Origin of the sequence: Actinoplanes sp. HUAS TT8, from assembly GCF_051380535.1 — a bacterium.
Taxonomy (GTDB): domain Bacteria; phylum Actinomycetota; class Actinomycetes; order Mycobacteriales; family Micromonosporaceae; genus Actinoplanes.
Genome location: NZ_CP195646.1, coordinates 7,449,761 through 7,476,503 on the forward strand (window position 1 = coordinate 7,449,761; position 26,743 = coordinate 7,476,503).

The 26,743-nt window shown below is 72.2% G+C and carries 20 protein-coding genes; 9 read left to right on the top strand and 11 right to left on the bottom strand.

All coding sequences use genetic code 11. From position 1 onward, the window contains the following. Positions 1 to 69 precede the first annotated feature (69 nt). Positions 70 to 747, top strand: coding sequence for a DUF429 domain-containing protein (locus tag ACSHV8_RS32840; protein WP_436522114.1), 678 nt, complete (start codon positions 70 to 72; stop codon positions 745 to 747). A 465-nt stretch (positions 748 to 1,212) separates the two neighbouring features. On the opposite strand, the gene proC is transcribed toward ACSHV8_RS32840, so the two are convergent. The 3 genes from proC to ACSHV8_RS32855 all read right to left on the bottom strand — a co-directional run bounded on the left by proC (position 1,213) and on the right by ACSHV8_RS32855 (position 5,498). After that, positions 1,213 to 2,025: a pyrroline-5-carboxylate reductase gene (gene proC / locus ACSHV8_RS32845; RefSeq protein ID WP_436522116.1), complete on the bottom strand. Its 813-nt coding sequence runs from the start codon at positions 2,023 to 2,025 to the stop codon at positions 1,213 to 1,215. A 61-nt stretch (positions 2,026 to 2,086) separates the two neighbouring features. Further along, positions 2,087 to 3,115, bottom strand: a complete 1,029-nt coding sequence (locus tag ACSHV8_RS32850) for a 6-phosphofructokinase (protein WP_436522118.1) — start codon at positions 3,113 to 3,115, stop codon at positions 2,087 to 2,089. 151 nt (positions 3,116 to 3,266) lie between these two features. Further along, positions 3,267 to 5,498, bottom strand: a complete 2,232-nt coding sequence (locus ACSHV8_RS32855; RefSeq protein WP_436522120.1) for an ROK family protein — start codon at positions 5,496 to 5,498, stop codon at positions 3,267 to 3,269. A 250-nt stretch (positions 5,499 to 5,748) separates the two neighbouring features. Here ACSHV8_RS32855 and ACSHV8_RS32860 point away from each other — a divergent pair, with 250 nt between their 5' ends. The 4 genes from ACSHV8_RS32860 (at position 5,749) to ACSHV8_RS32875 (ending at position 14,306) form a co-directional block, all read left to right on the top strand. Then, a complete protein-coding gene (locus tag ACSHV8_RS32860) occupies positions 5,749 to 7,017 on the top strand; it encodes an MFS transporter (RefSeq protein ID WP_436522122.1) in 1,269 nt (422 codons plus the stop codon). A gap of 12 nt (positions 7,018 to 7,029) precedes the next feature. Then, on the top strand, positions 7,030 to 8,784 hold the full coding sequence (locus tag ACSHV8_RS32865; RefSeq protein ID WP_436522124.1) for a glycoside hydrolase family 3 protein: 1,755 nt from the start codon (positions 7,030 to 7,032) through the stop codon (positions 8,782 to 8,784). A 93-nt stretch (positions 8,785 to 8,877) separates the two neighbouring features. Then, positions 8,878 to 12,684 (top strand): GTPase, encoded by a 3,807-nt coding sequence (locus tag ACSHV8_RS32870; RefSeq protein ID WP_436522126.1) that lies wholly within the window; start codon positions 8,878 to 8,880, stop codon positions 12,682 to 12,684. 2 nt (positions 12,685 to 12,686) lie between these two features. Next, on the top strand, positions 12,687 to 14,306 hold the full coding sequence (locus ACSHV8_RS32875) for a GTPase domain-containing protein (protein ID WP_436522128.1): 1,620 nt from the start codon (positions 12,687 to 12,689) through the stop codon (positions 14,304 to 14,306). Positions 14,307 to 14,368: 62 nt separating this feature from the next. Here ACSHV8_RS32875 and ACSHV8_RS32880 read toward each other — a convergent pair whose 3' ends face one another. Next, a complete protein-coding gene (locus ACSHV8_RS32880) occupies positions 14,369 to 15,868 on the bottom strand; it encodes a DHA2 family efflux MFS transporter permease subunit (RefSeq protein WP_436522130.1) in 1,500 nt (499 codons plus the stop codon). Positions 15,869 to 15,963: 95 nt separating this feature from the next. On the opposite strand from ACSHV8_RS32880, the gene ACSHV8_RS32885 reads away from it, so the two are divergent. Further along, positions 15,964 to 16,629: a TetR/AcrR family transcriptional regulator gene (locus ACSHV8_RS32885; protein WP_436522132.1), complete on the top strand. Its 666-nt coding sequence runs from the start codon at positions 15,964 to 15,966 to the stop codon at positions 16,627 to 16,629. 83 nt (positions 16,630 to 16,712) lie between these two features. On the opposite strand, the gene ACSHV8_RS32890 is transcribed toward ACSHV8_RS32885, so the two are convergent. Together ACSHV8_RS32890 and ACSHV8_RS32895 are read right to left on the bottom strand one after the other, a co-directional pair. After that, positions 16,713 to 17,222 carry a polyadenylate-specific 3'-exoribonuclease AS gene (locus tag ACSHV8_RS32890; RefSeq protein WP_436522134.1) on the bottom strand — a complete coding sequence of 170 codons (510 nt, stop codon included), beginning with the start codon at positions 17,220 to 17,222 and terminating at the stop codon, positions 16,713 to 16,715. Positions 17,223 to 17,244: 22 nt separating this feature from the next. Continuing rightward, positions 17,245 to 18,099 carry a phosphotransferase enzyme family protein gene (locus ACSHV8_RS32895; protein ID WP_436522136.1) on the bottom strand — a complete coding sequence of 285 codons (855 nt, stop codon included), beginning with the start codon at positions 18,097 to 18,099 and terminating at the stop codon, positions 17,245 to 17,247. Positions 18,100 to 18,334: 235 nt separating this feature from the next. Here ACSHV8_RS32895 and ACSHV8_RS32900 point away from each other — a divergent pair, with 235 nt between their 5' ends. Beyond that, the gene (locus tag ACSHV8_RS32900) at positions 18,335 to 19,021 is read left to right on the top strand and encodes a Crp/Fnr family transcriptional regulator (protein WP_436522138.1); all 687 of its coding nucleotides are present in this window, start codon (positions 18,335 to 18,337) and stop codon (positions 19,019 to 19,021) included. Between the two features lie 82 nt (positions 19,022 to 19,103). Here the strand turns inward: ACSHV8_RS32900 and ACSHV8_RS32905 are convergent, their stop codons facing one another. Beyond that, positions 19,104 to 19,796 (bottom strand): lysophospholipid acyltransferase family protein, encoded by a 693-nt coding sequence (locus ACSHV8_RS32905; protein ID WP_436537006.1) that lies wholly within the window; start codon positions 19,794 to 19,796, stop codon positions 19,104 to 19,106. Positions 19,797 to 19,938: 142 nt separating this feature from the next. On the opposite strand from ACSHV8_RS32905, the gene ACSHV8_RS32910 reads away from it, so the two are divergent. Continuing rightward, complete coding sequence (locus tag ACSHV8_RS32910; RefSeq protein WP_436522140.1) at positions 19,939 to 20,724, top strand: DUF308 domain-containing protein; 786 nt, start codon at positions 19,939 to 19,941, stop codon at positions 20,722 to 20,724. A gap of 70 nt (positions 20,725 to 20,794) precedes the next feature. Continuing rightward, positions 20,795 to 22,213: an alpha,alpha-trehalose-phosphate synthase (UDP-forming) gene (locus ACSHV8_RS32915; protein ID WP_436522142.1), complete on the top strand. Its 1,419-nt coding sequence runs from the start codon at positions 20,795 to 20,797 to the stop codon at positions 22,211 to 22,213. Between the two features lie 731 nt (positions 22,214 to 22,944). On the opposite strand, the gene ACSHV8_RS32920 is transcribed toward ACSHV8_RS32915, so the two are convergent. From ACSHV8_RS32920 to ACSHV8_RS32935, 4 genes are read right to left on the bottom strand one after another with little or no spacing between them, the layout of a single operon-like run. Further along, positions 22,945 to 23,715 (bottom strand): alpha/beta hydrolase, encoded by a 771-nt coding sequence (locus ACSHV8_RS32920; protein ID WP_436522144.1) that lies wholly within the window; start codon positions 23,713 to 23,715, stop codon positions 22,945 to 22,947. After that, entirely contained in the window at positions 23,712 to 25,055 is a 1,344-nt protein-coding gene (locus ACSHV8_RS32925) for a flavin-containing monooxygenase (protein ID WP_436522146.1), read from the bottom strand. The genes ACSHV8_RS32920 and ACSHV8_RS32925 overlap by 4 nt, the downstream gene beginning before the upstream one ends. A 25-nt stretch (positions 25,056 to 25,080) precedes the next feature. Then, on the bottom strand, positions 25,081 to 25,758 hold the full coding sequence (locus ACSHV8_RS32930; RefSeq protein WP_436522148.1) for an endonuclease/exonuclease/phosphatase family protein: 678 nt from the start codon (positions 25,756 to 25,758) through the stop codon (positions 25,081 to 25,083). A gap of 24 nt (positions 25,759 to 25,782) precedes the next feature. Beyond that, positions 25,783 to 26,733, bottom strand: a complete 951-nt coding sequence (locus ACSHV8_RS32935; protein WP_436522150.1) for an ROK family glucokinase — start codon at positions 26,731 to 26,733, stop codon at positions 25,783 to 25,785. Between the last annotated feature and the right edge of the window lie 10 nt (positions 26,734 to 26,743).

Sequence of the window (26,743 nt, forward strand, 5' to 3'; positions counted from 1 at the left end):
GCTTGCGAGCAAATCCAGAAGCACAGTCCTCAGCTCATCGAGGCGCCGGAGCGCAGCGGAGGTGACTCGATGAGCATCCATGTGATAGGGGTCGATGCGTACGCGCTCGGCTGGGTCGGGGTCGAACTGCGCGACGGCGCCTTCGGGCGCGCGGTCCTCGCCTCGACGCTCTACGAGATCGTCGCCGGCAGCTCCGGGGCCGCCGTGATCGGCGTCGACATCCCCCTCGGCATGCTGCCCGACCGCTGGCGGGCCGCCGACACCCTCGCCGCCGACCAGCTCGGCCCGCGCCGCGGCAGTGTCTTCCGGGTGCCGCCGCGCGCGGTCTGGACCGAGCCCGACTTCGCCGCCGCCAACCGGCTCTGCCGCGAGCTCACCGGCGCCGGTCTGAGCCGTCAGTCCTGGGCCCTCCGCCCCAAGCTGCTGGAGGCCAACGCCCTCTGGGAACGCCACCCGGGCCTGCTCTTCGAGGCCCATCCCGAGGTCAGTTTCCGCACCATGGCCGGCGAGCCGCTGCCGTTCGCCAAGAAGACCTGGGCCGGCCAGTCCCGCCGCCGCGAGCTCCTCGCCCGCAACGGCATCACCCTCCCCGACCAGCTCGGACCGGCCGGCCAGGCCCCGCCCGACGACATCCTGGACGCCGCCGCGGTCGCCTGGACCGCCCACCGGGTCGCCACCGGCACAGCATTGTCCTTCCCGTCACCCCCCGAGGAGGACAACGGCTCCCGCATAGCCATCTGGTATTAAAACCCCCGATTTGGTACGGCCATAAGCACACGCCCGCCCAGCCCGGCCGGCGCCGCCCACCCTCGGGCACACGCCCGCCCGGGCCCCGGCCAAGCGCCGCCCACCTCGGGCACGGGCCCGCCCGGGTCCCGGCGCGGCCCGGTCCCGGCGCGGCCCGGTCCCGGCGCGAGCCGGCGCGGCCCGGTCCTGGCGCGAGCCGGCGCGGCCCGGTCCTGGCGCGAGCCGGCGGCGCGCCGCCGGGTCCCGGCTGGTGCTCACGGCTGTCTCAAGGCCCTCGAAACAACCCTGAGCACCAGCCGAAGACCGGGAGTCGCGGCTGGGCCCCGGGGTGGGATCGGCTCGCGGGCCAGAGACTGACGCGCAAGTCGCCGGCCGGGGCCGGGAGTGGCCGCGGCGTCGCGGGATCGGACCAGGGACTCCGGGTCTGCGGTCGTGGGGTGCGCCAGGACGTACTGCGAAAGGGTTTTAAAGGGCCTGAGCGGCGATCTCGCGGGCCCGGTCGCGCGCCGCCTCCAGGGCCGACAGCATGGCCGCGCGAACCCCGTGCTTCTCGAGCTCGCGGACCGCCGAGGCGGTCGTGCCGGCCGGGGACGTCACGGCCTCGCGGAGCTTGACCGGGTGCTCGCCGGAGTCGCGGAGCATCGCGGCCGAACCGACGGCGGTCTGCACGATCAGGTCGTGGGCCGTCGACCGGGGCAGGCCGAGCAGGACGCCGGCGTCGATCATGGCCTCGACCAGCAGGTAGAAGTAGGCGGGACCGGAACCGGAGAGCGCGGTGACCGCGTCCTGCTGCGACTCGGGGACGCGGATGGTCACGCCGAGCGGCGTGAACATCGCCTCGGCGACGGCCAGGTGCTCGTCGTCGGCGTGGGTGCCGCCCGAGATCGCGGTCATCGCCTCGCCGACCAGGGCCGGGGTGTTGGTCATGACCCGGACGACCGGGGTGCCCTCGGGCAGCCGGGACGCGAAGAACGCGGTCGGCAGGCCGGCGCAGAGCGAGACGACCAGCTTGCCGAGGGCCAGCGACCGGCCGAACCCGTCGAGCAGCGCGGCCGCGTCCTGCGGCTTGGTGCCGATGGTGAGGATGTCGGCGCGCTCGACCGCCTCGGCGGTGCCGACGGCGGCGACACCGTACTTCTCGGTCAGCTCGGCGGCGCGGGCCGGACGGCGGGCGGTGACCAGCACCCGGTCGGCCGGCCAGCCGGACCGCAGCAGACCGGCCAGGACGAGCTCGCCCATCTTGCCGGTGCCGAGCATCGCGACGGTGTGCTTGGTCAACGCGTTCTCCGTTCATGAATGAAGGCCGGCGTCGAGGACGCCGGCCTTCATCACAACACGATCAGTTACCGAAGAAGACCTCGGCCTCTTCGTACCGCGACAGCGGAACGGTCTTCAGCTCGCCGGTGCCCTCGATCAGCGGGACGCGGACGATGTCGGTGCCGCGCAGCGCCATCATCTTGCCGAAGTCGCCCTCGTGCACGGCGTCGATCGCCTGCAGGCCGAAGCGGGTCGAGAGGACCCGGTCGAACGCGGTCGGCGTGCCACCGCGCTGGATGTGACCGAGGACGACCGTGCGGGCCTCCTTGCCGGTCTTCTCCTCCAGCTGCTCGGCCAGCCACTGGCCGATGCCGCCCAGGCGGACGTGGCCGAAGCTGTCCAGCTCCTGGTTGTGCGTGACCATCTGGCCGTCGAGCGGCTGCGCGCCCTCGGCGACGACGACGATCGGCGCGTACTCCACCTGGAAGCGCTTGGTCACGTACGTCGCGACCTGCTCGACGTCGAACTTGCGCTCCGGCAGGAGGATGACGTTGGCGCCACCGGCGAGACCGGCGTGCAGCGCGATCCAGCCCGCGTGGCGGCCCATGACCTCGACGACCAGGGTGCGGTGGTGCGACTCGGCGGTGGTGTGCAGCCGGTCGATGGCCTCCATCGCGATGTTCACCGCGGTGTCGAAACCGAAGGTGAAGTCGGTCGCGTTGAGGTCGTTGTCGATCGTCTTCGGCACGCCGACGACGTTGACGCCGAGGTCGTTCAGCTTGGTCGCGACGCCGAGGGTGTCCTCGCCGCCGATCGCGACCAGCGCGTCGACGCCCTGCTCGGCCAGGTTGGCCTTGATGCGCTCGACGCCACCCTCGATCTTGAACGGGTTGGTGCGCGAGGAGCCCAGGATGGTGCCGCCGCGCGGCAGGATGCCACGCACCTCCGCGATGCCCAGCGGCTTCGTCAGACCCTCCAGCGGGCCCTTCCAGCCGTCACGGAAACCGACGAACTCGTGACCGTAAGCGGTGACGCCCTTGCGCACCACGGCACGGATGACCGCGTTGAGACCGGGGCAGTCGCCGCCACCGGTGAGCACGCCGATACGCATGTTTCTCCTCGTCCTTCCCCTTGCGGGTAGCGAGATGCAGATAGCTCGTGAGAATCCCCGGGAGCGTCTTCGTCGGCAGCGTTGCCGGGCCCGGGGCGAGCCGCAGGCCGAACTCTAGTCTCCGTCTCCGACAGCGTTCGAAGCGGCCCTTTCAAAGCAACGACTCGACCGCTCCGAGGGCTTCGGCCTCGTTGCCGAGTGCGGCCTGGACCACGGTCAGGCCGGCCGCCGCGCTCGGCGCGCAATGTCGCTGCAGCGACTCGCGGATGCCGTCGATCACGTACGGCCCGGGCTCGGTGAACCGGCCGCCGACCACCACCACGGACGGGTTGAGCAGGTCGCAGACGACCGCGACGGTCCGTCCGATCAGGCGGCCGGCGTCCAGCAGGGCGCGGCGGGCCGGCCCGTGACCGCCGGCGGCCAGCGCGATCAGGTGGTCCTCGGTCGGCTTCTCCAGCAGCGCGCCGAAGTAGGACGGCATGAGGAACGCGCCCAGGCAGCCGCGGCGGCCGCAGACGCAGAGGGGTCCCATGTCCCGGACCGTGAGGTGGCCGATCTCGCCGGCGTAGCCGATCGCGCCGCCGTACGAGCGGCCGGCGGCCACGATGCCGGCGCCGACGTACTGGGCCGCCTTCAGGTAGAGGACGTCCCGGGCGCCCCGGGCGGCGCCCCGGCGGGCCTCGGCCAGGGCCGCCAGCTGGGCGTTGTTGCCGACCACGACCGGGCAGCCGAGCATCCGGGCCATCAGTTCGCCGGGTGAGAAGCCGGAGAACATCGGTAGAACACTGCGGGCGCCGAACTCGCCGGTGAGCGGGTGCACCGGGGAGGGCACGCTGAGCGCCACGGCGGCGTCCGGGCCGGTGATCAGCTCCTTCGCGTACTCGGCGGCGGCCTGGATCAGCACCCGGCCGTCGAGGCCCGGGGCCAGCGGCCGGAAACCCTCGGCCAGGCGGTGGCCGGAACGGTCGGTCAGGATCGCGCGCAGGCCGTCCAGGTCCATGGCCAGGCCGAGGACGACGCCGGGCGGGGCGGCCAGGCGGAACGCGGGTGAGGGACGGCCGGAGCGGACCGGGGGCGGGCAGGACTCGATCACCCGGTCGTGGCGCATCTCGGCGAGCGCCTCGGTGACCGCGGCGCGGGGCAGCTTGGTCAGGCGCACGAGGTCGCTGCGGGTGGTCGCGCCCCGGGCCCGCAGGAGGTCGGTGATCACTTCGCGGCGAACAGCACGTTCATGCTGTCCGACTTTTACGGATATTTCGCTTAATGTTCTCCCGCCGCGTGAGGTTGGCGTCGCGCGCAGCGCCAGCGTCACCGCCCCCAGCAGACCGGCCCGCCCGCCCAAGCCGGTGATCCGGATCTCGGTGCTCTCCGCGACCTCGGGCTGGGCATATCGCCGGATCGCCTCCCGGACCCCGGCCAGGACCGGCCCGCCCTCCTCGATCAGCGGCCCGTCCAGCACCACCAGCTCCGGGTTCACGGTGTTGGCCAGGTCGGCCAGGACCCGCCCGACCATCCGCCCGGCGTCCGCCATGATCCGCTCGACGGTGGCGTCGTGCCGGGACAGCTCGACCGCCCGCTCGGCGGTGAGCGGCTCCCCGTACGTCACGGCCAGCGCGGCCAGGATCTCCCGGGGCGCGGCGATCGTCTCCAGGCAGCCGCGGTTCCCGCAGCGGCAGAGCGCCCCGGTCTCGTCCACCTGCACGTGCCCGAGCTCGCCGGCCACCCCGGAGGCGCCCGGATGCACGTGCCCGGCCAGCATCAGCCCGCAGCCGATGCCGGTGGAGACGCGCAGGTAGCAGACGTCCCGCCGGCCGGCGGCCACGCCGTGCGCGACCTCACCGATCACGCACAGGTCGGCGCCGTTGCGGACGGTGACCCGGTGGCCGAGGCGGGCGGTCAGTTCGCGGGCCGGCTCGTGACCGGCCCAGCCGGGCAGCACCGTGCCGGGCTGCACGACCCCGTTGAGCAGGGGCGCGGAGAGCCCGACGACGATGGACCAGACGCGCTGGCTCGTGCACGCGGCGAGCAGGTCGGCCAGCTCGGCCGGGTCGCCGCCGGGGTGCCGGCGTTCGTCCAGGATCCGGCCGGAGAGGTCGGCGACGGCGATCCGGATGCCGTCGCCGCCGACGACCGCGCCGACCACGACGCCGGCCCGCTCGCCGAGCGTGAGCAGCCGGGCCGGGCGGCCGGGACGGCTGCCGTCGGCGGCGGCGCCGGTCTCGGCGAGCAGGCCGGCCTCGATCAGCTCGGCGACCAGCCCGGTGATGGTCATCCGGGCCATGCCGGTGCGCTTGGCGAGCTCGGCGCGACTGATCCGGCCCGCCTCGCGGACCGCCGCGAAGATCAGGTCGCGGCGGACGAGGTGGACGCGACGGCCGGTCACCGGTCGAGCCTACGCCGGGGTTTTGCCGGACCTGGACGTAATCCGCGCCGCACGGTGACCGTGATCACCATCAGAAAGCCGCAAAACGTACATATATACCGTCGACACAGGCAATTCACGGCCGTGACCAGGCCTCACAGCCTCTGGTTCGGTGCTGTTCCAATCGATACCTTACGAAAACAAGGCGTTAACAAACCGGAAGCCGGCCCGGTCCCCGCCTCTCCCCATAACCCGTGTTCCGAGGTGTGCGATGACCACTGTCGAATCCCGGCCGACGACGACGCCCGTCCAGTCCGAGCGGCCGAACGCTCCCACCAAGCTGATCGTCGCCATGGCGCTGGCCATGCTCGGCGCCTATCTCACGATCCTCACCCCGGTCATCGTCACGATGTCGATCCGGGTCGCGCAGATCGCCCCGGACGACAAGTCCGCCGCCCTCGGCACGGTGCTCTCGGTCGGCGCGGTCCTCGCGCTGATCGGCAACCCGTTCTTCGGCGCGATGTCCGACCGGACCACCTCCCGCTTCGGCCGCCGCCGCCCGTGGCTGCTCGGCGGCATGCTGGTCGGCTCGGCCGGCCTGCTGATCGTCGCGCTCGGCAGCAACATCCCGACACTGACCGCCGGGTGGGCCCTGGCGCAGCTCGGCATCAACGCCACCCTGGCCACGCTCACCGCGCTGCTGCCGGACCAGATCCCGCCCCAGCAGCGCGGCAAGGTCAGCGGCATCCTCGGCCTGATGACGTCGGTGGCGATCCTGGCCGGCAGCGCGCTCGCCGCCGCCCTCTCCAACACGGTGCTGATGTTCATGGTCCCGGCGATCATCGGGGTCGCGACGATCGGACTGCTCGTGGTGATCCTCAAGGACCGCCCGGCCGAGAAGGGGCACTTCGCGCCGTACGGCTTCAAGGAGTTCCTGGGCACCTTCTACATCCACCCCGGCAAGTACCCGGACTTCGCCTGGAACATCCTCAGCCGGTTCCTGATCTGGACGGGCCTGGCCTGCGTCACCACCTACCAGGCGTACCTGCTGATCGACCGGTTCGGCTACACCACCGACAACGTGGCCGGCGGCATCCTGGTCGCCACCCTGATCAGCACCGTCGGCCTGGTCGCGGGCTCGTCCTTCGGCGGCACGCTCTCCGACCGCCTGGGTCGCCGCCGCCCGTTCGTGCTCGGCGCCGGCATCGTCATCGCCGCCTCGCTGGTCCTGATCGCCTTCGCGAACAATTTCGCGGTCTTCCTGATCGCCTCGGCGCTGTTCGGGGTCGGCGAGGGCGTCTACCTCGCGGTCGACCTGGCGCTCGCCACCGACGTGCTGCCGAACCCGGACGACGCCGCCAAGGACATGGGCGTGCTGAACATCGCCAACGCGCTGCCGCAGTCGCTGGTGCCGATCCTGGCCGCACCGATCCTGGCCATCGGCTCCGGTGGCTCCAACTACAGCCTGCTGTTCCTGCTCGGCGCGGTCGTCGCGGTCGCCGGCTCCCTGCTCGTCCAGATGATCCGCGGCGCTCGCTGACCCTCTGTCTCCTTGGAGAAGAAGATGCACGACTACCAGAACCCGGAACTCCCCATCGAGGAGCGGGTCACCGATCTGCTCGGCCGGATGACCCTGGCCGAGAAGGCCGGACTGATGTTCCACACCATGGCCGGGGTCAGCCCGGACGGCACCCTCCCGCCCGGTGACGCGATGATCCCGTCCACCGAGTCGCTGATCCGCGACGGCCGGCTGAACCACTTCAACATCCTGACGTTCGGCCCGGTCACCCCCCGCAAGATCGCCGAGTGGCACAACCGGGTCCAGGAGATCGCCGCCGGCACCCGGCTCGGCATCCCGGTCACCGTCTCCACCGACCCGCGCCACGGTGTGATCGACAACCCGGCGGCCTCGGCCGCGTCCGGCGGCTTCTCGGCCTGGCCGGAACCGATCGGCCTGGGGGCGACCAAAGACCCCGATTTGGTACGGAAATTCGCCGACATAGCGCGCCGGGAGTACCTGGCCGCCGGCATCCGCGTCGCCCTGCACCCGATGGCCGACCTGGCCACCGAGCCGCGGTGGGCGCGGACCAGCGGCACGCTCGGCTCCGACGCCGACGTGGTGTCGGCGCTGATCACGGCGTACGTGCAAGGGTTTCAAGGTTCCTCGCTCGGACCGGACAGCGTCGTCGCGATGGTCAAGCACTTCCCCGGCGCCGGCCCGCAGAAGGACGGTGAGGACGCGCACTTCGCCTACGGCCGCGAGCAGGTCTACCCGGGCGGGATGTGGGACTACCACCTCAAGCCGTTCGAGGCGGCCTTCGCGGCCGGGGCGGCCCAGATCATGCCGTACTACGGGATGCCCGTCGACACCACGTACGAGCAGGTGGGGTTCGGTTTCAACCGCGACGTGATCGAGGGACTGCTGCGGCAGCGGTACGGCTTCGACGGTGTCGTCTGCACCGACTGGGGCCTGGTCACCGACGCCGAGATCATGGGCACCCCGATGCCGGCCCGCGCCTGGGGCGTCGAACATCTCGACCGCCACGCCCGCGTCCTGAAGATCATCGAGGCCGGGGCCGACCAGCTCGGCGGCGAGCAGTGCCCGGAACTGATCATCGACCTGGTCTCCCGCGGCGACCTGAGCGAAGCCCGGATCGACGTCTCGGTCCGGCGCATCCTGCGCGACAAGTTCCGCCTCGGCCTGTTCGACGACCGCCGCTTCGTCGACCCGGACGCGGCCGGACGGATCGCCGGGGCGCCGGAGTTCCGCGCGGCCGGCCTGGAGGCGCAGCGCCGCTCGGTGGTGGCCCTCGCCGGCTCGATCCTGCCGCTGGCCGAGGGTTGCACGGTCTACCTGGACGGCGTCGACCCGGACGTGGCGGCCGGCTACGCCAAGGTGACCGACGACCCAGCGCTGGCCGACGTCGCGATCGTCCGGCGGGCCGCGCCGTTCGAGCCGCGCGGCGGTGGGTTCGAGGCGTTCTTCCACGCCGGGCGCCTCGACTTCTCGGCCGACGAGCTGGCGCCGGTCCTGGCCCTGACCACCCGGCTGCCGACCGTCGTCGACGTGTGGCTGGACCGGCCGGCCGTGCTGACCCCCCTCGCCGAGACGGCCGCGGCCCTGGTCGGCACGTTCGGGGTGAGCGACGAGGCGCTGCTGGACGTCCTGTTCGGCCGGTCCCCGGCCACCGGCACGCTCCCGTTCGAGCTGCCGTCCTCGATGGCCGCGGTGGAGGCGTCCCGCGAGGACGTTCCCAACGACACCGAGAACCCGCTGTTCCCGTACGACCACGGCCTCGCGTTCTGACCTTTCCGACTACGGCCGTCACCCACGCCTCCACGGGTGACGGCCGTTTCGGCGTCTTGTCGAGGATTTGATCATCAAGTAAGAACGGTTGTCGTGACTGTTCCGGGCGGTTCGGCCGCAGAGCGTGAGCCCGTACGGGATGCGGCGCCGTCGCTCGAGGAGGCCGTGCGTTCGGCCGTCGAGCAGGGGCGGGCCGAACTGACCCATCTGGACGACCTCACCGACGAGCTGGCCGCCGTCTTCGCCGGCGAACCGTCCGGCGAGGCGTCCTCCCCCGGCCTGATCACCCGGCTGGATGCGTTCGCCCGGGTGTTCCCGGCCGAGCTGCGCCTGCACCTCGACCGGGAACGCGAGGAGCTGGGCACGTTCAACATCGCGTTCTTCGGGCGGACCGGGGCCGGGAAGAGCACCCTGCTGTCCGCGTTCGGCCGGCTCGACGGCGGTTACGTCTCCCGGAGCGAGGGCGACTGGACCACCGAGGTCTGCCCCATCGAGTGGCGGGACTGCCGGCTGTTCGACACCCCCGGGATCAACGGCTGGGGACGGACCGAGAGCCGGGCCGCGCTGGAGGCCAAGGCCCGCCGGGCGGTCGAGATCGCCGACGTCGTGCTCCTCTGCTTCGACAGCATCAGTCAGCAGCAGATGGAGTTCGACAAGGTCGCCGACTGGATCCGTGACCGCGGGAAGCCGGTGGTCGCGGTCCTCAACGTCCGGAACGCGGACTGGCGCCAACCGGACCGGGTGCCCGAGTCGCGCCGCGCCAACCTGTCCGAGCAGGTGCGCCAGAACGCCGGGAACATCCGCTCCCAGCTCGCCCAGAAGAGCCTGACCGGCATCCCGATCGTCGCGGTCCACAGCCGGCGGGCCCTGATGGGCCGGGCCACCCTGCCCTACCGCGGCCCGTTTCCGGGACCCTTCCTGAAAGAACGCGACCATTTCGGTACGGACCATCACGAACGCTGGTCGAACTTCGCCACGCTGGAACGCCTGATCGTCGCGTCGATCGCCGAGGGCGGGGCCGACCTGCGGCTGGCCGCGCTGCGCGACGACGTCCGGTCCCGGTGCCGGCGCGGGACCGCCGAGCTGGAACGCCTGGCCGCCGAGATCGAGCGGGAGGCCGAGTCCCTCGAACGCCACGTCGAGTCCCTCTTCGCCGTGCTGGGCTACCCGGGCGAGACCGAACGGGCGACCCGGCTGCACGACGCGGGACTGAACGCGGATCTGGTCGACGTCTCCGAGCGGGCACGGGGCCGGGAGTACACGTCGCCGCCGCAGGGGTCGCTCGACCGCTTCGTCCGGCACCTGGCCGCCGCCCACCTGGCCGGCGCCCACCGGCAGGCCAAGACCGCCGTGGACGACCTGATCCGGGCGGCCGCCGAGAACCAGAAGGTGATCGACGAGACGGCGTTCACGGCGGCGGTGTTCGACCGGGAGACGATCGCCGCCGCCGAGGACGCGGTCTGGTCCGAACGCGCGGCCTTCCTGCGGCGCGAGCTCGAAGTCGTGGCCGGTCAGGAGGCCGGCGGTGACGGCCCGGCGGTGCTGCACGCCGCGCGGATCCTCGGCGACGTGGGCCACGGGGTCACCGGGAACGTCGTCCGGGGCACGGGCATCGCGGTCGCCCTGGCCGGGACCGCGCTGCCGCTCATCTGGAACCCGGCCGGCTGGATCCTCGGCCTGACCGCGATCGGCGTCGGGCTGGTCACCCAGGCCGGGCAGATCCTCGGCCGCCGGAGCAGCCAGAACGAGGCCGAGAAGGCCCGGGAGGCGAAGGCCCGGGCGATCACCGAGGGCCACCACGCGGTGGACCGGACGTTCGCCGAGTGCGAGGACGCGCTCGTCCGCGACAGCCGGGAGGCGGCCTGGACGCTGCTGGCCCCCGCAGTCGCGGAGTCGCTGCGCGCGGCCGTCGAGCTGCGGATGGCGCTCAGCCGGACCGTGCGGTTGCTCGACGGGATCGGGGCGTACGCCGCCTCGGTCCGGACCGCACCCCCGGTCGCCGACGTCCTGCAGCGGGCCCAGCGGCGGCTGGCCGACTCCCCGGACGAGGTGACCCGGGTGCTGCTGGGCGAGGACTGGCTCACCGCCCCGGTCGGTCACCGGCCGGCGCCGATCGACCCGGCCGTCCACGAGACGTACGCGACCCTCCAGGAAGTCGAGCACGCGCGGCTGGCCGGGGTGCTCGCCGAGGCGTGGAGCCGGCCGTCGGCGGACGGGCTCGGGGCGTGGCGGGCCGAGCTGGAGGAGGCGGCCCGGCACGATCCGGGGCTGTTCGACGTGGTACGGACGTTCTGGCGGGTCGACGGCGCCCGCCCGGCCGTCGCCGTCCTCGGTGACTACAACTCGGGCAAGTCGTCGCTGCTGCGCCGGATCGTGGTCGACTCCGGCCCGCCGCCGTACCCGGTGTTCGGCATCCGGGCGTCGCCGGCGACCACGGCCGCGGTCCACTACCGCCTCCCCCGACTGGACCTGGTGGACACTCCGGGCCTGCAGAGTGGGCGCGACGGGCACGACGCCGCCGCGCTGGAGGCGATCACCGAGGCCGCGCTGGTGCTCGTCGTCCTCCAGATCAACCTGCTGGTCGGCGACACCTCGATCCTGGAGGATCTGCTCCGCGGCTCGGCGACACTGGCCGCGAAGGGCACACGGACGCTGTTCCTGGTCAATCGCAGCGACGAGCTGGTCGTGGATCCGCGGATCGCGGCCGGCGACTTCGTCACCCTGCGGGAGAACAAGCGCGTGGAGCTGCGCGCGGCCTTCGCCACCCGTGCCGTCGACGTCCCGGCCGACCGGGTGCACTGCCTCTCCGGCGATCCGTTCGGCCTGATCGGCGACGACCCGGCGGCCGAGGCCGGTGACTTCGACGAGCATCGGCTGTGGGACGGCGTGGGTGCGCTGACCGGCGCCCTGGCCGGGCTCTCGGACGAGCAGTTGTCGGCCGCGTCGTCGGCGGCCGCTCTCGACGCGGCACTCACCGGCCTCAAGCGTCACCGGCACGCGCGGGAACGGGAGCGGGACGACCTCGCGGCCGAACTGCTCCGCGCGGAACCGGTGATCGACGCGCTGCGGGCCGCCGTCGACGAGGCCGCGCTCCTGGCCGGCTCGCTGCGGGAAGCCGCCCGCCGGATGGTGGACCGGCACCTGGTCGAGGCCAAGTCCGCGGTCGCGCGCATCGACCGCAAGGACGGCCGGAAACTGACCGAGCTGGTCGAGTCCTGGGCGCGGACCCCGCAGTTCGAGGCCGACCTGGAGAAATATCTGGCCGACGCGACCGGCCGGCTGACCGACTGGTACGCCGACCACAACTCGGCGATCGGACGGGAGATCCGCGCCGCCGAGTTCGAGGTGGCCCCCGAGCTCGCCACCGAGTTCGAGGCCCGAGGCAACGCCTGGGCGGGCGATCTGGCCACCGGTGCCGGGGCGGTCACCGGCACCGCCGCGAAGATCACGAAGGCGCTGGGCAGCCGCGACGCGATCTACACGATCGGCAAGCAGTTCGGCGTCAAGTTCAAGCCGTGGGGCGCGGTCAACGCGGCCGGCAAGGTCGCCCGGGCCGGGATCGTCCTCGGGGCGGTGGCCGGCGTCATCGACACCGCGGCGATGGTCACCGACCACCGCAACGACGGGAAGCACCGGCAGCAGCAGGACTCGGCGGCCCAGAAGCTCGACGAGGCGGCGGCCCGGCTCATCGAACAGATCACGCGGGGCGAGCAGGACCGGGGTCCGCTCGGCTACCTCGACCAGCAGACCGAGCAGCTCCGGGCCTGGCTGGACGAACACCTCGGCCTGGCCGCCGCGGTCCGGGAACGGATGGACGAGGCGATCGCGCGGGCCGCGGTCGCCGGAACCCTGATCACGGCCGCGGAGGCCTTGACCGCACCAGCAGAGGGGAACGAGTGACCGTGGTCGACATCGATGCCGTGCGGGACTGGCTGGGGCGGCTGCCCGGCGGCGCACCGGACGACCGGCGGGCCGGCGACTGGGACGCGTTCGCGCGGCTGGACCGGCCGGTCGTGACCCTCTTCGGCGCCTACGACACCGGCAAGAGCTCGCTGCTGCGCCGGTTGCTGGTCGACGCGGGCGGCGAGGTGCCGGGCTGGCTGACGATCAGCGCCCGGCACGAGACCTTCGAGGTCAACCAGGCCGCGATCGGCGACTGCCTGGTCCGCGACACCCCGGGACTGGCCGTGGACGCGGCCGACCTGCGCGGGCAGAACAACTCGCGCCGGGCGATGGCCGCGGTCGGGCTCACCGACGTCGGCGTCGCGGTGCTCACCCCGCAGCTGGCCACCGCCGAGTACGACGTCCTGCGGGAACTGTTCGCCCGGGGCTGGCCGGCCGGCACGATGTGGTTCGTCATCTCCCGCTTCGACGAGACCGGCGGGGACCCGCGGTACGGCCTCGACGAGTACCGGGAGCTGGCCGATCGCAAGGTCCGCGAACTGCGGAAGGTCTTCGGGCTGGACGCCGAGGCGCGGATCTTCGTGGTCGCGCCCGACCCGTTCCAGACGGCCGGCCCGGACACCGACCTCACGCCGGAGATCTGGGACGAGTTCCGCGACTGGGACGGCGTGCGGGACCTCGCGGACGCGCTCGCCGCGATCTCCCCCGCGGCGCGGCCCGGGTGGCGGCGCGCGGCCGGGCAGCGGTACTGGACCGCGGTCCTCGACGAGACCCTGCCCGAGCTGCGGCGGGAGCTGGCCGACACGACGGCGCGGGCCGCGGTGGCGGCCAACGGGGTCGCCCGCCGCGACACCTGGGAGCAGGAGCTCGGGGCGATCGACCGGGCCGCCACGGCCGACCTCGACGGTCTCGTCGAGCAGGCGCTGCGACGCTCGTGGGACCCGCACTCCGGCGTCGACGGCCTGGCGGACGAGGTCAGGCGCACCCTCGACGAGTGGTTCGCCCGGCACGAGGCCCGCCTGCACCGGTTGTGGCAGTCGGTCCGCAAGGCCAGGGCCCGCGAGCGCGCCCAGCCGTCCTGGGCCGGGTTCGCCGCCCTGGTCGCGACCTTGGAGTCCGGGAAGAAGGACGCCCCGGCCGGAGGGGGTGGCGTCGCCGAACATGTCGACAAGTTCGGGAGCATGCTGATCAGGGCGTTGCGGGCCACCGAGGGCAAGCCCGCGGCCAAGGTCGCCGAGAAGGCCGCCGACAAGATCAACGCCAAGGCCGCGTCCCTGGCCACCGAGGTGGCCGAGGAGACCGACGGCTGGCGACGGCACCTCGGCACCGCCGAGGCGTTCCTGCCCCTGGTCGTCCACCTCACGAAGATCGCCGGCGACCAGTGGGCCGATCGCGCCCGGCGCCACCAGGACCGGGCCGCCGACGAGCGGCTCCGGCAGGTCGCCGCCGAGGGCACGCGGCGGGCCCGCGACCACTGGCAGCTCCACGTCGACGACGTGCGCGACCAGATCGTCGCCGAGACGGCCGACCAGGTCGACCTCGACGCCGGCCTGCGCGACCTGGTCGAGCAGTTGCGCGCGGCCGTCGCCGAGGGCGAGCAGCTGCGCGCGGCGGTATAGAACGGTGCAGAACGACCGAGAGCCGGCCGGGTGCCCGGCCGGCTCTCGTGGTTCGGGTCGGGTCAGTGGGCCATGGCCGGCTGCGCGTCCGGGTCCACCTCGAGCGGACCGGTCCGGAACAGCACCGCCGCCACCACCGCGGCCAGCACGAAGAAGCCGGTCGACCACCAGAACACCGTGTGGTAGCTCTCCAGCGCCGCCTGCGCCTGGACCAGCGGGGTGACCTGCTTGCCCTTCAGGTAATCGGTGGCCGCGCTGGCCGCGAACGAGCTGAGCAGCGCGGTGCCGATCGAGCCGCCGATCTGCTGCACCGTGTTGATCATCGCGGAGGCCACGCCCGCGTCCCGGTGCTCGACGCCCGAGGTCGCGGCGTTCTGCGTCGGCGCGAAGACCAGGCCGAGGCCCAGACCGATGATGATCAGGCCGGGCAGGACGCCACCGGCATACGTCGAGTCGAGCTGCAGCCGGGTCAGGAAGAGCATGCCGCCGGCGGCGACCAGCGCGCCCAGCGGGACGAGCGGGCGCGGGCCGACCTTGGGCGTCAGGATCGAGCCGGCCGTGGTCGCGGTGAGCATGACCGAGCCGAGCATCGGCAGGAAGGCCAGACCGGTCTTGACCGGGGTGAACCCGAGGATCGCGGTCAGGAAGTAGGTGAGGAACAGGAAGATGCCGAACATGCCGGCACCGGCGATCGCGATCGACGCGTACGACCCGCCGCGGTTGCGGTCGAGGACGACGCGCAGCGGCAGCAGCGGGTGCTCCACGCGCAGCTCGATCAGCACGAAGATGATCAGGGAGACGACGCCGACGGCGATCGGGCCGAGGGTCCAGCCGGCCGTCCAGCCGTCGGTCTCCGCCTTGCCGAGGCCGTAGACCAGGCCGACCAGGCCGATCACGGCGGCGATGGTGCCCGGGACGTCGATCTTGCCGTGCGCGGCGACCGGCTCGTCCTTGAGCTTGAAGATGGCGCCGGCCACGGCGATCGCGGCGATCAGCAGGTTGACGTAGAGGCACCAGCGCCAGGACACGTACTCGGTCAGCACGCCGCCGAGCAGCAGGCCGATGCCGCCGCCGGCACCGGAGATGGCGCCGAAGATGCCGAACGCCTTGCCGCGCTCGGCGGGCTCGGTGAACGTGGTGGAGAGCAGGGAGAGCGCGGCCGGGGCGAGCGCCGCACCGAACGCGCCCTGCAGCGCGCGGGCGACGATCAGCATCTCGAGCCCGTTGGCCGCACCGCCGAGCGCCGAGGCCAGGGCGAAGCCGATCAGGCCGATGAGGAACATCTTCTTACGGCCGAAGAAGTCGGAGAGCCGGCCACCGAGCAGCAGCAGGCTGCCGAAGGCGAGCGCGTAACCGGTGACCACCCACTGGCGGTCGGCGTCGGAGAAGCCGAGGTCGGCCTGCGCGGTGGGGAGCGCGATGTTGACGATCGTGGCGTCGAGCACCACCATCAGCTGGGCCATGGCGAGCACGACCAGCGCCCACCAGCGTCCCTTGTCGGACGGGACGGCGACCGGCGCCTCACGTCCGGATTCTCGGGGTCGATCAGTAAGGGTGCTCATCGTGGCCTTTCGGGAAGTTGAGGTTCGTCCTCCACTTCGGCAGGCTAGCAGCCGAAGTTGAGGAATAACCTCCACTTAGTTGTAGGCTTGGACACATGACCGAGACCGCCCGCCCCCTGCGCCGCGACGCCCAGCGCAACCGGGAACGGATCCTTCTCGCTGCACACGACGCTTTTGCGGCCCGAGGGTTCGCCGCCACGCTCGACGATGTGGCGCAACTCGCAGGCGTCGGCGTCGGCACGGTCTACCGGCGCTTCCCCACCAAGGAGGCGCTGATCGAGGCCCTCTTCGCCGACCGGCTGGAGGATCTGGTCTCCCTCGCCGAGGACGCGCTGGCCCTGCCCACCGGCTGGGACGGGTTGACCATGATGTTGCGGCGCACCATCGAGATGCACGCGGTCGACCGCGGCCTGCGCGACGCCGCACTCTGCGTCGGCATCGACAAGCACCACTTCGCTGAGGTCGGTGAGCACCTGTTGCCGCTGGTCCAGGAGGTGTTCGACCGGGCCCACCGGGAGGGCTCGCTGCGGGCCGACGTCGGCATCAACGATCTGCCGATCATCATGGCGACCGTCACCGACCTGGCCCGGCACAGCGGCGGCGACCGGCCGGCGATCTACCGGCGGTTCCTGGAGCTGATCATCGACGGGCTGCGCGCCTCACCCGACAACGGAGATCTCGGCCCGGCCACCACCCAGGAGGACGTCGAGGCGATCGTGCACGACTGCGTGCCCCCGATCGAGACCCGCCGCCGAGGCTGAGACCCCACAACCCTCAAAACCGATTATTCGGTACGTCGTGAAGGCCCCGCCCGGCGAAAGCGACCGTCCGAGCGAGGCGTACGTCAGGGCTGGGCTTTTTCGGACACGCTGAGCATCGTCTGCCAGCGGGCCAGGTTGTGCCGGGCGTCCACCAGCGCGTCGTGCCGCCCGGACATCTCGGGCAGAACCGGCCGCCCCAGATCGTCCCACCGCTGGCGCAGATCCTTGGTGAAGCGCGGGATCTCCCGCGGCAGCGCCGGCATCGCCCCCCACAACTGGGCCAGGGCCACGTGGTCGTACGCCGCGTACCAGGCCCAGAGCTCCATCTGCTCGCTGCGACCCCGCAGCGGCTCCATCAGGAACTCGTAGAGGTCGTCCCGGATCCGCTCCCGGCTGCGCCAGGACTTGTCGGCCGGGGACGGGAGCTTGTCCAGGACGTTGCGGCGCACCCAGGGCACGGCGCGGCTGTCGTCGAACTCGGTGCTGACCGCGTAGAACTCGCGGCCGAACTCGTCGACGACACCGATCGAGACGAGGTCGACCAGGCGGCCGTCCTCGATGAACTCGCAGTCGTAGAAATAGCGGTAGACCATCGGGGTACATCCTTGCCCATCGTCACCCGGGCATGGACTCCAGGGCCTCCCTGGCCAACTCCAGGCCGGTCAGGCAGCCCCAACGGGCCGATCGGTCGGCCAGCACGGCCCAGCGCAGCCGCAGCAGTACCGGCAGCGCGACCTCCAGTTCGTCGGCCTCGACCGGGCCGGCCGCGCGGTAGCCGTCCAGGAACTCGGCCGCCCGGTCCGGGCCGCCGGCGTAGAGCACCGCGGCGGCCACGTCGTAGACGAGCGGGCCGGTCCCGCAGGCCCCGCAGTGCATCAGGCCGGAGCGGCCGGTGTCGGCATCGAGCACGAACGTGTCCGGCGCCGGGTCGCCGTGCAGGACGCCGTACGTCAGCCGGTCGGTGACCGTCAGCCGGGTCGCCGCGGTGACCGCGGCCGCGACCGCACCGCGCAGCCAGGGCTCGGCGTCCAGGTGCGGCGCCTCCGGGTCGATCGGCTGCCACGGGCGCAGGCCGGGGTGCCGGAAACCCTCCAGGGCCCGGTGCACGGCACCCAGCCGCTCCCCCCACCACTGCTGGTCGACCGGGTCGGCCCCGTCCAGGTGCCGCCCGGGCGGGCGCCGCAGCACGGCCAGGGCGCCGTGGGCGGTCTCCACGGTGAGCGCCCCGCCCAGGGTGCGGACCGGCTCGCCGGCTTCCATCCGGATGCCGCGCAGGTGGATCGCGGCGGCCAGCCCGGCCTCGACCGGCAGCCGCGCGGCACTCTCGGCGAGCCGGGCCACGTAGCGGTCGCGTCCGGCCCGGACCTCCCAGCCGCGTGACATCACCGCCATCGGGAGCTCGGTGATCTCCGATGGGGAGAGGTGCCACTCGTCGCGCAGCACCGTTCGCACAATCTCGTCTTCCGGCACGGCGGGATTATCGCGGCACACCGCTCAAATCCGACGGACAGGCAGGGCGACAATCACAGAAGGCGATGGGGTGTTTACAGAAAGCGACCGAAGAGACATGATCGTGGGTGGCGAGCTTCGATGTCCGGAGTAGAAATGGCGTTCGGAGCGCGTCATGTGCTAAGAGTGATCGTTCGCGTCGTGGGGCCGGCGCCGGCCGGGTCGACGCGGTCCCCAATGGGGGAGGGATAACGTCGTGGACCATCGCCTGCCGGATTCCGGCGACGCGCTGACCGGCGTGGAAATGTTCGCCGGGCTCGAGCTGGATGTACGACAGCGGGTCATAGCCGCGGCGGTTCCTCGCCACTACCGGAAGGGGCAGATCCTCTTCGTCGAGCACGACCCCGGGGATTCGCTGATCATCCTGAAACGGGGCGCGGTCGCGGTCTTCCGCACCGCACCGACCGGTGAGCGCGCCGTGCTCACCGTCGTGCGACCACCCGACGTGCTGGGCGAGGTGTCGCTGCTGGACGCGTCCACGCGCAGCGCCTCGGCCGAGGCGATCGAGGACTCGCAGGCACTCTCGCTGTCCCGGGCCGCCTTCATGGACCTGGTGCACTCGAACCCGCGCATCCTGGACGCGGTGATGCGCTCGGTCGGCGGCCTGATCCGCCGCCTCACCGAGCAGAACGCCGATCACGTCTTCCTCGACCTGCCCGGCCGCGTCGCCAAGACGCTGGTCCGGCTCTCCGGGGAGAGCCAGGCGCCGATGATCACCATCGAGCTGAACCAGAGCCAGCTGGCCGAGATGGCCGGCGGCTCACGCCAGAGCGTCAACCAGGCGATCGGCTCGTTCGCCAACCGTGGCTGGCTGCGCACCGAGGGGCGCCGCATAGTGGTCACGGACGTGCAGGCGCTCAAGCGGCGCGCGGGGATGAGCTGAACCCCTCAGATCAAAAACATGTGCGCGTACGGCGACAGGAGCGCTTCCTGCCGCCGTACGCGCAAATGATCTGACCCTGACCTCAGGCGGGCTGAGGTTGAGGCTGGGGGTCTTTGAGCTTCGAGGCGTAGACGTCGACGTACTCGCGGCCGGAGAGCGCCATCAGCTCGAACATGATCTCGTCGGTGATCGCGCGCTCGACGAAGCGATCGCCGCGCGTGGCGGCGTAGCGGGAGAAGTCGAGCGGCTTGCCGATCCGCATCCGGACGCGCTTGACCGCCGGGATCAGCGTGCCCGTGGGCTGGATCTCGTCGGTGTTGAGCAGCGCCACCGGCACCACCACGGCCCCGCTCTCCAGGGCCAGCCGGGCCACGCCGGTCTTGCCGCGGTAGAGCCGCCCGTCGGGCGAGCGGGTGCCCTCGGGATAGATGCCGGCGATGTTGCCCTCGCGCAGCACCCGCAGGAGGGTGTCGAGCGCCGCCTGGGCCGCCTCACCGCCCGAACGGTCCACCGGGATGGTCCCGGCGCCCACGAAGAACATCCGCGAGAACCACCCCTTGATCCCCTTCCCGGTGAAGTATTCAGCTTTGGCGACGAAGGTCACTTTCCGCTTCATCACCAATGGGGTGAAGATCGAGTCCGAGAACGAGAGATGGTTGCAAGCCAGGATCACCGGGCCGGATCGGGGAACATTTGCCAGCCCCTCGACCTTGGGACGGAACAGAAGCTTCAGCACGGGTCCCAGGACCACCAACTTGAGCAGCCAGTAGAACACTCTCGTCCTTTCAGCGGATGCCGCCGGCGTCCCGGGGCGCAAGAAGGGTACGAAGCGGGAGCGGCACGCCACAACGCACTCCCGCAAGTGGTGCCTGCCGTGTCACCATTCAAGGCACGGTCGGCGAGGAGGGTGTGCATCGGTGACAGCGGGCGGCGCCCGTCGCGGGCGGCGGGACAACGGACTCGACGCGACTGATTACGCGGTCGCGGGCGACGTGGACCCACGCGTGGGTGAGCACATGCTCGACGTGCTGGCCGCCGGCGGCATTGCCGCCTATCTGCAGCCGACAGCGGATCTGAACCCGGTGCTCCGGGCGACGACCCTGCCGGCCCGGCCGATCGACCGGCTCTACGTGGACCGGACCCATCTGGAGACGGCCAAGGAGCACCTGCAGCAGGTGACCGGCGGCGCGCCGCCGACCCCACCGGCCGAACCCGCTCCGGCGCCCCGGCCACAGGCCGAGGTGGACGCCGAGTGGGAGAAGATCATCGCCGGCTTCCACACCGCGGTCGAGCCGGAGGCGGCGTCCTGGCCGGAGTCCGAGGGCACCACGTCGGACACCAAGGCCCGCCCGGTCGACCAGGACGGGCGGCCGCTCAACCGGCGGCGCACCGATCCCCCGCCGGAGCCGGTGTTCTACCCGGTCCTCGACCCGTTCGGCTTCCCGGACGTCGCCGAGGAGGACGAGCGGTATGTTCCGCCCCCGCCCCCGCCGCTGCCCAAGATCTCGAAGTACGCGGCGTTCGGCGTCCTCGGCGTGGTCCTCGGGTTCGTGCTCTTCCTGTTCCCGTGGCTGCTCCCGATCGACCCGTTCTTCGTCATGCTCTTCGGCTTCGGTGCGATCGTCAGCGGCGCGGTCACCCTGGTGTGGCGACTGCGCTCGGGCGATGACGACGACGAGTTCGACGACGGCGCCGTGGTCTGAATCGGTCACGTCGTCTTCACCTCACCCCTCGCATCGACATACGTGAGTGGCTTACCGATAACCTACGGTGATGCGTCAGAGTTCGCTCGTCGTCGTCGCCAATCGACTGCCCCTCGATGACAGCGCCGCCCGGGACGGCGCCTGCGAGTGGCGCCGCAGCCCAGGCGGGCTCAGCGGGGCCCTGCACGCGATCCTGCAACAGACCCCGGCCACCTGGGTCGGCTGGGACGGCGAGGTCGGCCCGGCGCCCCAGCTGCCCGACATCGGCAGCGTGCGGCTGCGGCCCATCGCGCTCAGCGCCGAGGAACAGGCCGGGTACTACGAGGGCTTCGCCAACTCGACACTCTGGCCGCTCTACCACGACGCGGTGCAGCAGCCCGTGTTCCAGCGGGAGTGGTGGGAGACGTACCGGTCGGTCAACCAGCGCTTCGCCGAGGCCGCGGCCGAGGTCGCGGGCAAACACGCCGCGGTCTGGGTGCAGGACTACCACCTGCAACTGGTCCCGCGGATGCTCCGGGAACTACGACCCGACCTGCTCATCGGGTTCTTCATGCACGTGCCGTTCCCGCCGCCGGAACTGTTCATGCAACTCCCCCGCCGGGTCGAACTGCTCCTCGGGATGCTCGGCGCCGACCTCGTCGGCTTCCAACGCGAACAGGCCGCGCACAACCTGGCCCAGCTCGCCCAGAAACTGGTCGCGGCCGACGCCACCGACGACGCCATCACCGTCGGCGGGCGCACCGTGCGGACCGGGGCGTTCCCGGTCTCCATCGACGTCCGCGAGATGCGCGCCCTGGCCACCCGGCCCGACGTGGTCGCCGAGGTCAAACAGCTCCGGCACGACCTCGGCGAATCGAAACGGGTGCTGGTCAGCGTGGACCGGCTGGACTACACCAAAGGGATCGAACATCGGCTCACCGCGTACCGGGAGCTGCTGCGGGACGGGCACGTCAAGGTCCGCGACACCGTCCTGGTCCAGGTGGCCGTGCCCAGCCGGGAACGGGTCGAGAGCTACCGGGCCCTGCGCGACCGGATCGAGGGCGAGGTCGGCCGGATCAACGGGGAGTACGGGCGGGTCGGCGAACCGGCCATCCACTACCTGAACCAGCCGTTCTCCCGGGCCCAGCTGGCCGCGCTCTACCAGACCGCCGACGTGATGGTGGTAACCCCGCTGCGGGACGGGATGAACCTGGTCGCCAAGGAGTTCGTCGCCGCCCGGGAAGACGGGTCGGGGGCTCTCGTACTCAGCGAATTCGCCGGGGCCGCGGCCGAACTGTCCGAAGCCTTCCTGGTCAACCCGCACGACGTCGACGACCTCAAACAGACCCTGCTGCGCGCCCTCGACGCCGACCCGGCCGACCTCGCCGCCCGGATGACCGCCATGCGCCGCCACATCGCCGAACACGACATCCTGGCCTGGGCCCGCGCCTACCTCACCGACCTCGACCACACCGGCCGCCTCGCCCGCCGCTTCATCGGCCGCCCCTGACCCACCCGCCCAGCTCCCGCGCCGCGGATACGGGCCCCAGCTGGTGCTGAGGGCTGCCCCAAGCCCCGCGAAACAACCCTCAGCACCAGCTGACGGGCGCGAGCCGCACCGCGAGGCCGAACCGGGACGGGCCGGGCGGCGCAGGGCGGGGCGGGCGGCGCAGGGCGGGGCGGGCGGCGCAGGGCGGGGCGGGCGGCGCAGGGCGGGGCGGGCGGCGCAGGGCGGGGCGGGCGGCGCGGGGACGCGACGTTCGCCGCGCACCGGGTGGCGACGCGGGTGCGAGCCCCAGCTGGCACTCAGGGCTGCTTCAAGCCCCGCGAGACAACCCTCAGCACCAGCCGGCACCGCGAGCCGCACCGCAATGCCGAACCGAGCGGGGACGCGACGTCCGCCGCACACCAGGCCGCGACGCGGGCACGGCCCCGGCTGGCACTCAGGGCTGTTTCAAGCCCCGCGAGACGACCCTCAGCGCCAGCTGGCTGGCGCGAGCGGCACCGCGAGGCCGACCGGGACGGGGCCGCGGTGCGGGGCCTGGGTGGGGTTGGGGGCGGGGTTGGGTTGGGTTGGGTTGGGGGTGGGGTTGGGGTTGGGGTGAGGGGGACCAACGGCGGACGTCGCCCTGGAGGGGGTCGCGTTCTGGGCGCGCCAGCGCCCTGCGGGCCCCGGAAGGGTCCCCGCGGGAGCGACGGTCTGTACCCCGGCGGACCTAGGCAATGAAGGTTTTGAGGGTTTCAGAGGTGTTTGAGGAGCCAGTCGAGGATGGCGTCGATCGGCTCGGCCCAGCTGTCGTCGAGCATCAGGTCGTGGCCCATGCCGGGGAACATCAGGGGGGCGCCTGCGTAGGCGGCGGCCGCGCGGTCCAGGGCTTTGCGGGCTACGACGCGGTCGTCCGGGCTGCCGATGACCAGCGTCGGTGGGTTGCCGACCGGGCGGGGCGGGGTGGTGCGGCGCAGGAGTTCGGCGCGGGGCTTCGGGTCGAGGCGGGACAGGTACTCGGTGGCCTGGTCGGCCGGGAGTCCGGAAGTGAACAGCTGGCGGGCGGAGAACCGGAGGCGTCCGCCGAAGAGGGCGGGCAGCGTGCCGGACGGGTTGGTGCGCAGCGCCGAGCCGAGCGCGGACCATCCGTCCAGGACCGGGGCGACCAGTACGGCGGCGTGGGCCGGGTAACGGCCGAGGGCCCGGGCGACCACCTGGGCGCCGACGCCGTGACCGATCAGGACGGCGCGGCGGGGCAGGGACGCGGCGGTCTGGACGACGTCATGGACCTGGGCGCGCAGGTCGCCGCCGGGGCGCGGGGTGACGGCGTGGGCCGGGAAGCCGCGGCCGGCCGTGTGCGGGAGCCAGTGCTCGGCGAACGCCCACGCGGCATGGCCCAGGCCGGGGACGAACAGGACCGGCGGGCGGCCCTCGTCGTCGTCCGGGAGCAGGGCGGCGACCTCGCGGTCGGCCGGGGGGACCGGGTTCGTCCAGTCCTCGAAACGGAGCAGATCAAAAGCGGTCATGACGCGGGCTCCATCTCGTTCAGGAGACTCTCCAGCGAGCGCAGGTAGTCGAGGTGGTCGACCTCGAACCAGTGGCGCTCGGTCTTGACCACCCGCCGCTTCGACCAGGAGCCGAGGGGCTTGGCCGACTCCTTCTGCTGGACCGCGGCCGCCCGCACCGGGTCGGACTGGCGCAGCCGCAGCCAGCGGGCGGTGGCCACGCTCTGCCAGTGGGCCAGCGGGAACACCCCGGCGTCGGGCTGGACCAGGCCGATCACGGCCAGCGTCGGGTTCTTCCGGGCGAACGTGTGCAGGTGCAGGTCGGGGCGGCCGGACTCGTCGGCGTCGAGCAGCTCGGGGGCGAGAAACTCGAAACGCGGACGATAGCCGGTGGCGGTGATCACCAGGTCGGGCTCGATGCGGCGGCCGTCGGCGAGTTCGGCCGCCGGGCCGTCGAAGCCGGTCACGTCCGGGACCGGGGTGATCCGGCCGTGGCCCAGGTAGTACGGCAGCTGGCTGTTGACGATCGGGTGGCTCTCGTACGGCTCGTGGTCCGGCGCCGGCAGCCCGAAGCGCGTCAGGTCACCGGTGGTCAGCCGCACCGTGCGGCGGTACAGCCACTGCCGCAGGCGCAGCGGCAGCCGCCACTTGAGCAGCGCGTCGTTCACCTGGTCGGCCGGGCGGCCGAGAATGTACTTGGGGGCGTACCAGTAGCCGCGGCGGGTCGAGTGCCACACCTTGGTCGCCTGCTGGGCCGCCTCGACGGCGATGTCGCAGCCGGTGTTGCCGCCGCCGATCACGAGCACCTTGCGCCCGCGCAGGTCGGCCGGATCCTTGTACGCCGACGAGTGCATCACCCGCCCGCGGAACTCCCCCGGGATCGACGGTTTCCGCGGATCCCAGTTGTGGCCGTTGGCGACGATCAGCGCCGCGTAACGCGACGTGCGGGACGAACCGCCACCGGTCGACCGGGTGGTCACCTCCCAGCCGCCGTCGTCGGTCGGGACCGCGGAGACCACCTCCATGCCGAACCAGATGTGCTCGCCCAGCCCGAAGTGCGAGGCGTAGCGCTCCAGGTAGGTCAGCACCTGGCTGTGGTGCGGATAGTCCGGCCAGGTGTCCGGCATCGGGAAGTCGGGGAACTCGGTGAGCGGCCGCGACGAGATCAGGTGGGTTCCGGCGTAGACCGGGCTGCGGTCGTGACGCCAGTTCCAGGCACCGCCCACGGCGGTCTCCCGCTCGTAGCAGTCGACCTGAAAGCCCAGTTCGAGCAGGTTCTTGACGGCGGTCAGGCCGCTGGCGCCGGCGCCCACGACGCACACGGCGTCGCGGCGGTCGCCCGGGTCCGGGGAGTCGTGCACCCGGCGATCCTGCCAGACCCGGGGCTCAGCCGGAAGGGAGTGAAAGGTCCGCGAGGACCGGTAAATGATCACTCGCGGCACGTGCCCGATCCGTCGAGATGATCTCGTAACCTTCGATGGCGATGTCCGGACTGACGAAGAGCCCGTCGATGCGCCGGCTGGGCGCGGCGGCCGGGAACGTCGGCTCGTCGTCCTTGGTGGTGACCAGGCCGTCCTCGACGGTGCGCCAGGCGCCGCCGCCCGGGCCCTCGTTCAGGTCGGCCGCCACGATCACCGGGCCCTCGATCTTGACCAGCTCGTCCTTCCAGTGCGCGGCCTGGGCCGGACGCTCGGCCGGATCGGTGGCCAGGTGCGAGCCGGAGACGGTGAACGACGCGCCCCGCACCCGCCCGCGGGCGAAGAACGCGCCGCGCAGGTGCCGGCCCGGGGTCAGCGGATAGCGCAGATTCCACGACTCGCGGACCGCGACCCGCAGGTTCACCAGCAGCAGGTTGCCCAGCGCGGGCAGCCCGCCCGCGCCCACGACCAGGCCGCACTCGTCGGCCAGCGCGGCCGACCGGTGCCGCCAGCGGAACCGGCGCGGGGCCTCCTGCACGATCAGGACGTCCGGGGCCAGCTCACGAACCAGGCCGACCAGCGCGGCCCGGTCGTCCTTCAACCCGTGCACGTTCCAGCTGAGCACGCGCAGCGGCACCCCGGACATTCCCGTTTCCCCTGTTCGCTTCGTTTACGCGCGCCGGGCCAGGTCGGCCGCGCCGACCACACCGGCGACGTTGCCCATCTGCGCGGCCCGCACCTCGGCGACCGGGAAACGGTCGCGCTGGGCGAGCTGATCCCGGTACGTCCGCTCGGCCGGGCCCATCAGCAGCGGGCCGGCGTCGACCACGCCACCACCGATCACCAGGATCTGTGGGTCCAGGCTCTGCGCCAGGTCGGCCAGGGCCACCCCGAGCCAGTAGCCGATCTGCGCGAACGCGTCCATGGCGACACCGTCGCCACCCCGGGCGGCCTCGGTGATCTGCCGGCCGGTGATCGCCAGCGCGTCCCCGCCGGCCAACTCCAGCAGCTTGGCGGCGCGCTCCGGCTCCTGCCGCGCACCGGCCCGGGCGAAACGGACCAGGGCGTTGCCGCTCGCATACTGCTCCAGGCAGCCCAGCCGGCCACAACCGCACGGATGCCCGTCCGGCACCGACTGGATGTGACCCAGCTCACCGGCGATGCCGTTGGCGCCCCGCCACAACTTGCCGTTGATCACGATGCCGCCGCCGATACCGGTACCCACGGTGATCATCACCATGGAGTCGTCGGCCTGCTTGGCGACCCCGAAGCGGAACTCGGCCCAGGCGGCCACGTTCGCGTCGTTCTCCAGCACGGTCGGCAGGCCGACCGCCTTCGACACGTAGTCCCGCAGCGGCTCGTCACGCCAGGCCAGATTCGGCGCGAACAGCACCGTCGAACCGGCGGCGTCGATCCACGCGGCGGCACCGATCCCGATCGCGGTCGCCTCCGGGTGCGCCGCCGCCAGCTCGGCGGCCACCTCGGCGATCGTGTCCCGGGTGCCGGCCGGGTCCTCCGCCGGCGTCGGCCGGCGCGTCGACGCCAGCACGTTGCCGTGCTCGTCGACCACCCCACCGGCCACCTTGGTGCCGCCGACGTCGATTCCGATGGTCAGCGTCACGCTGCCCGTC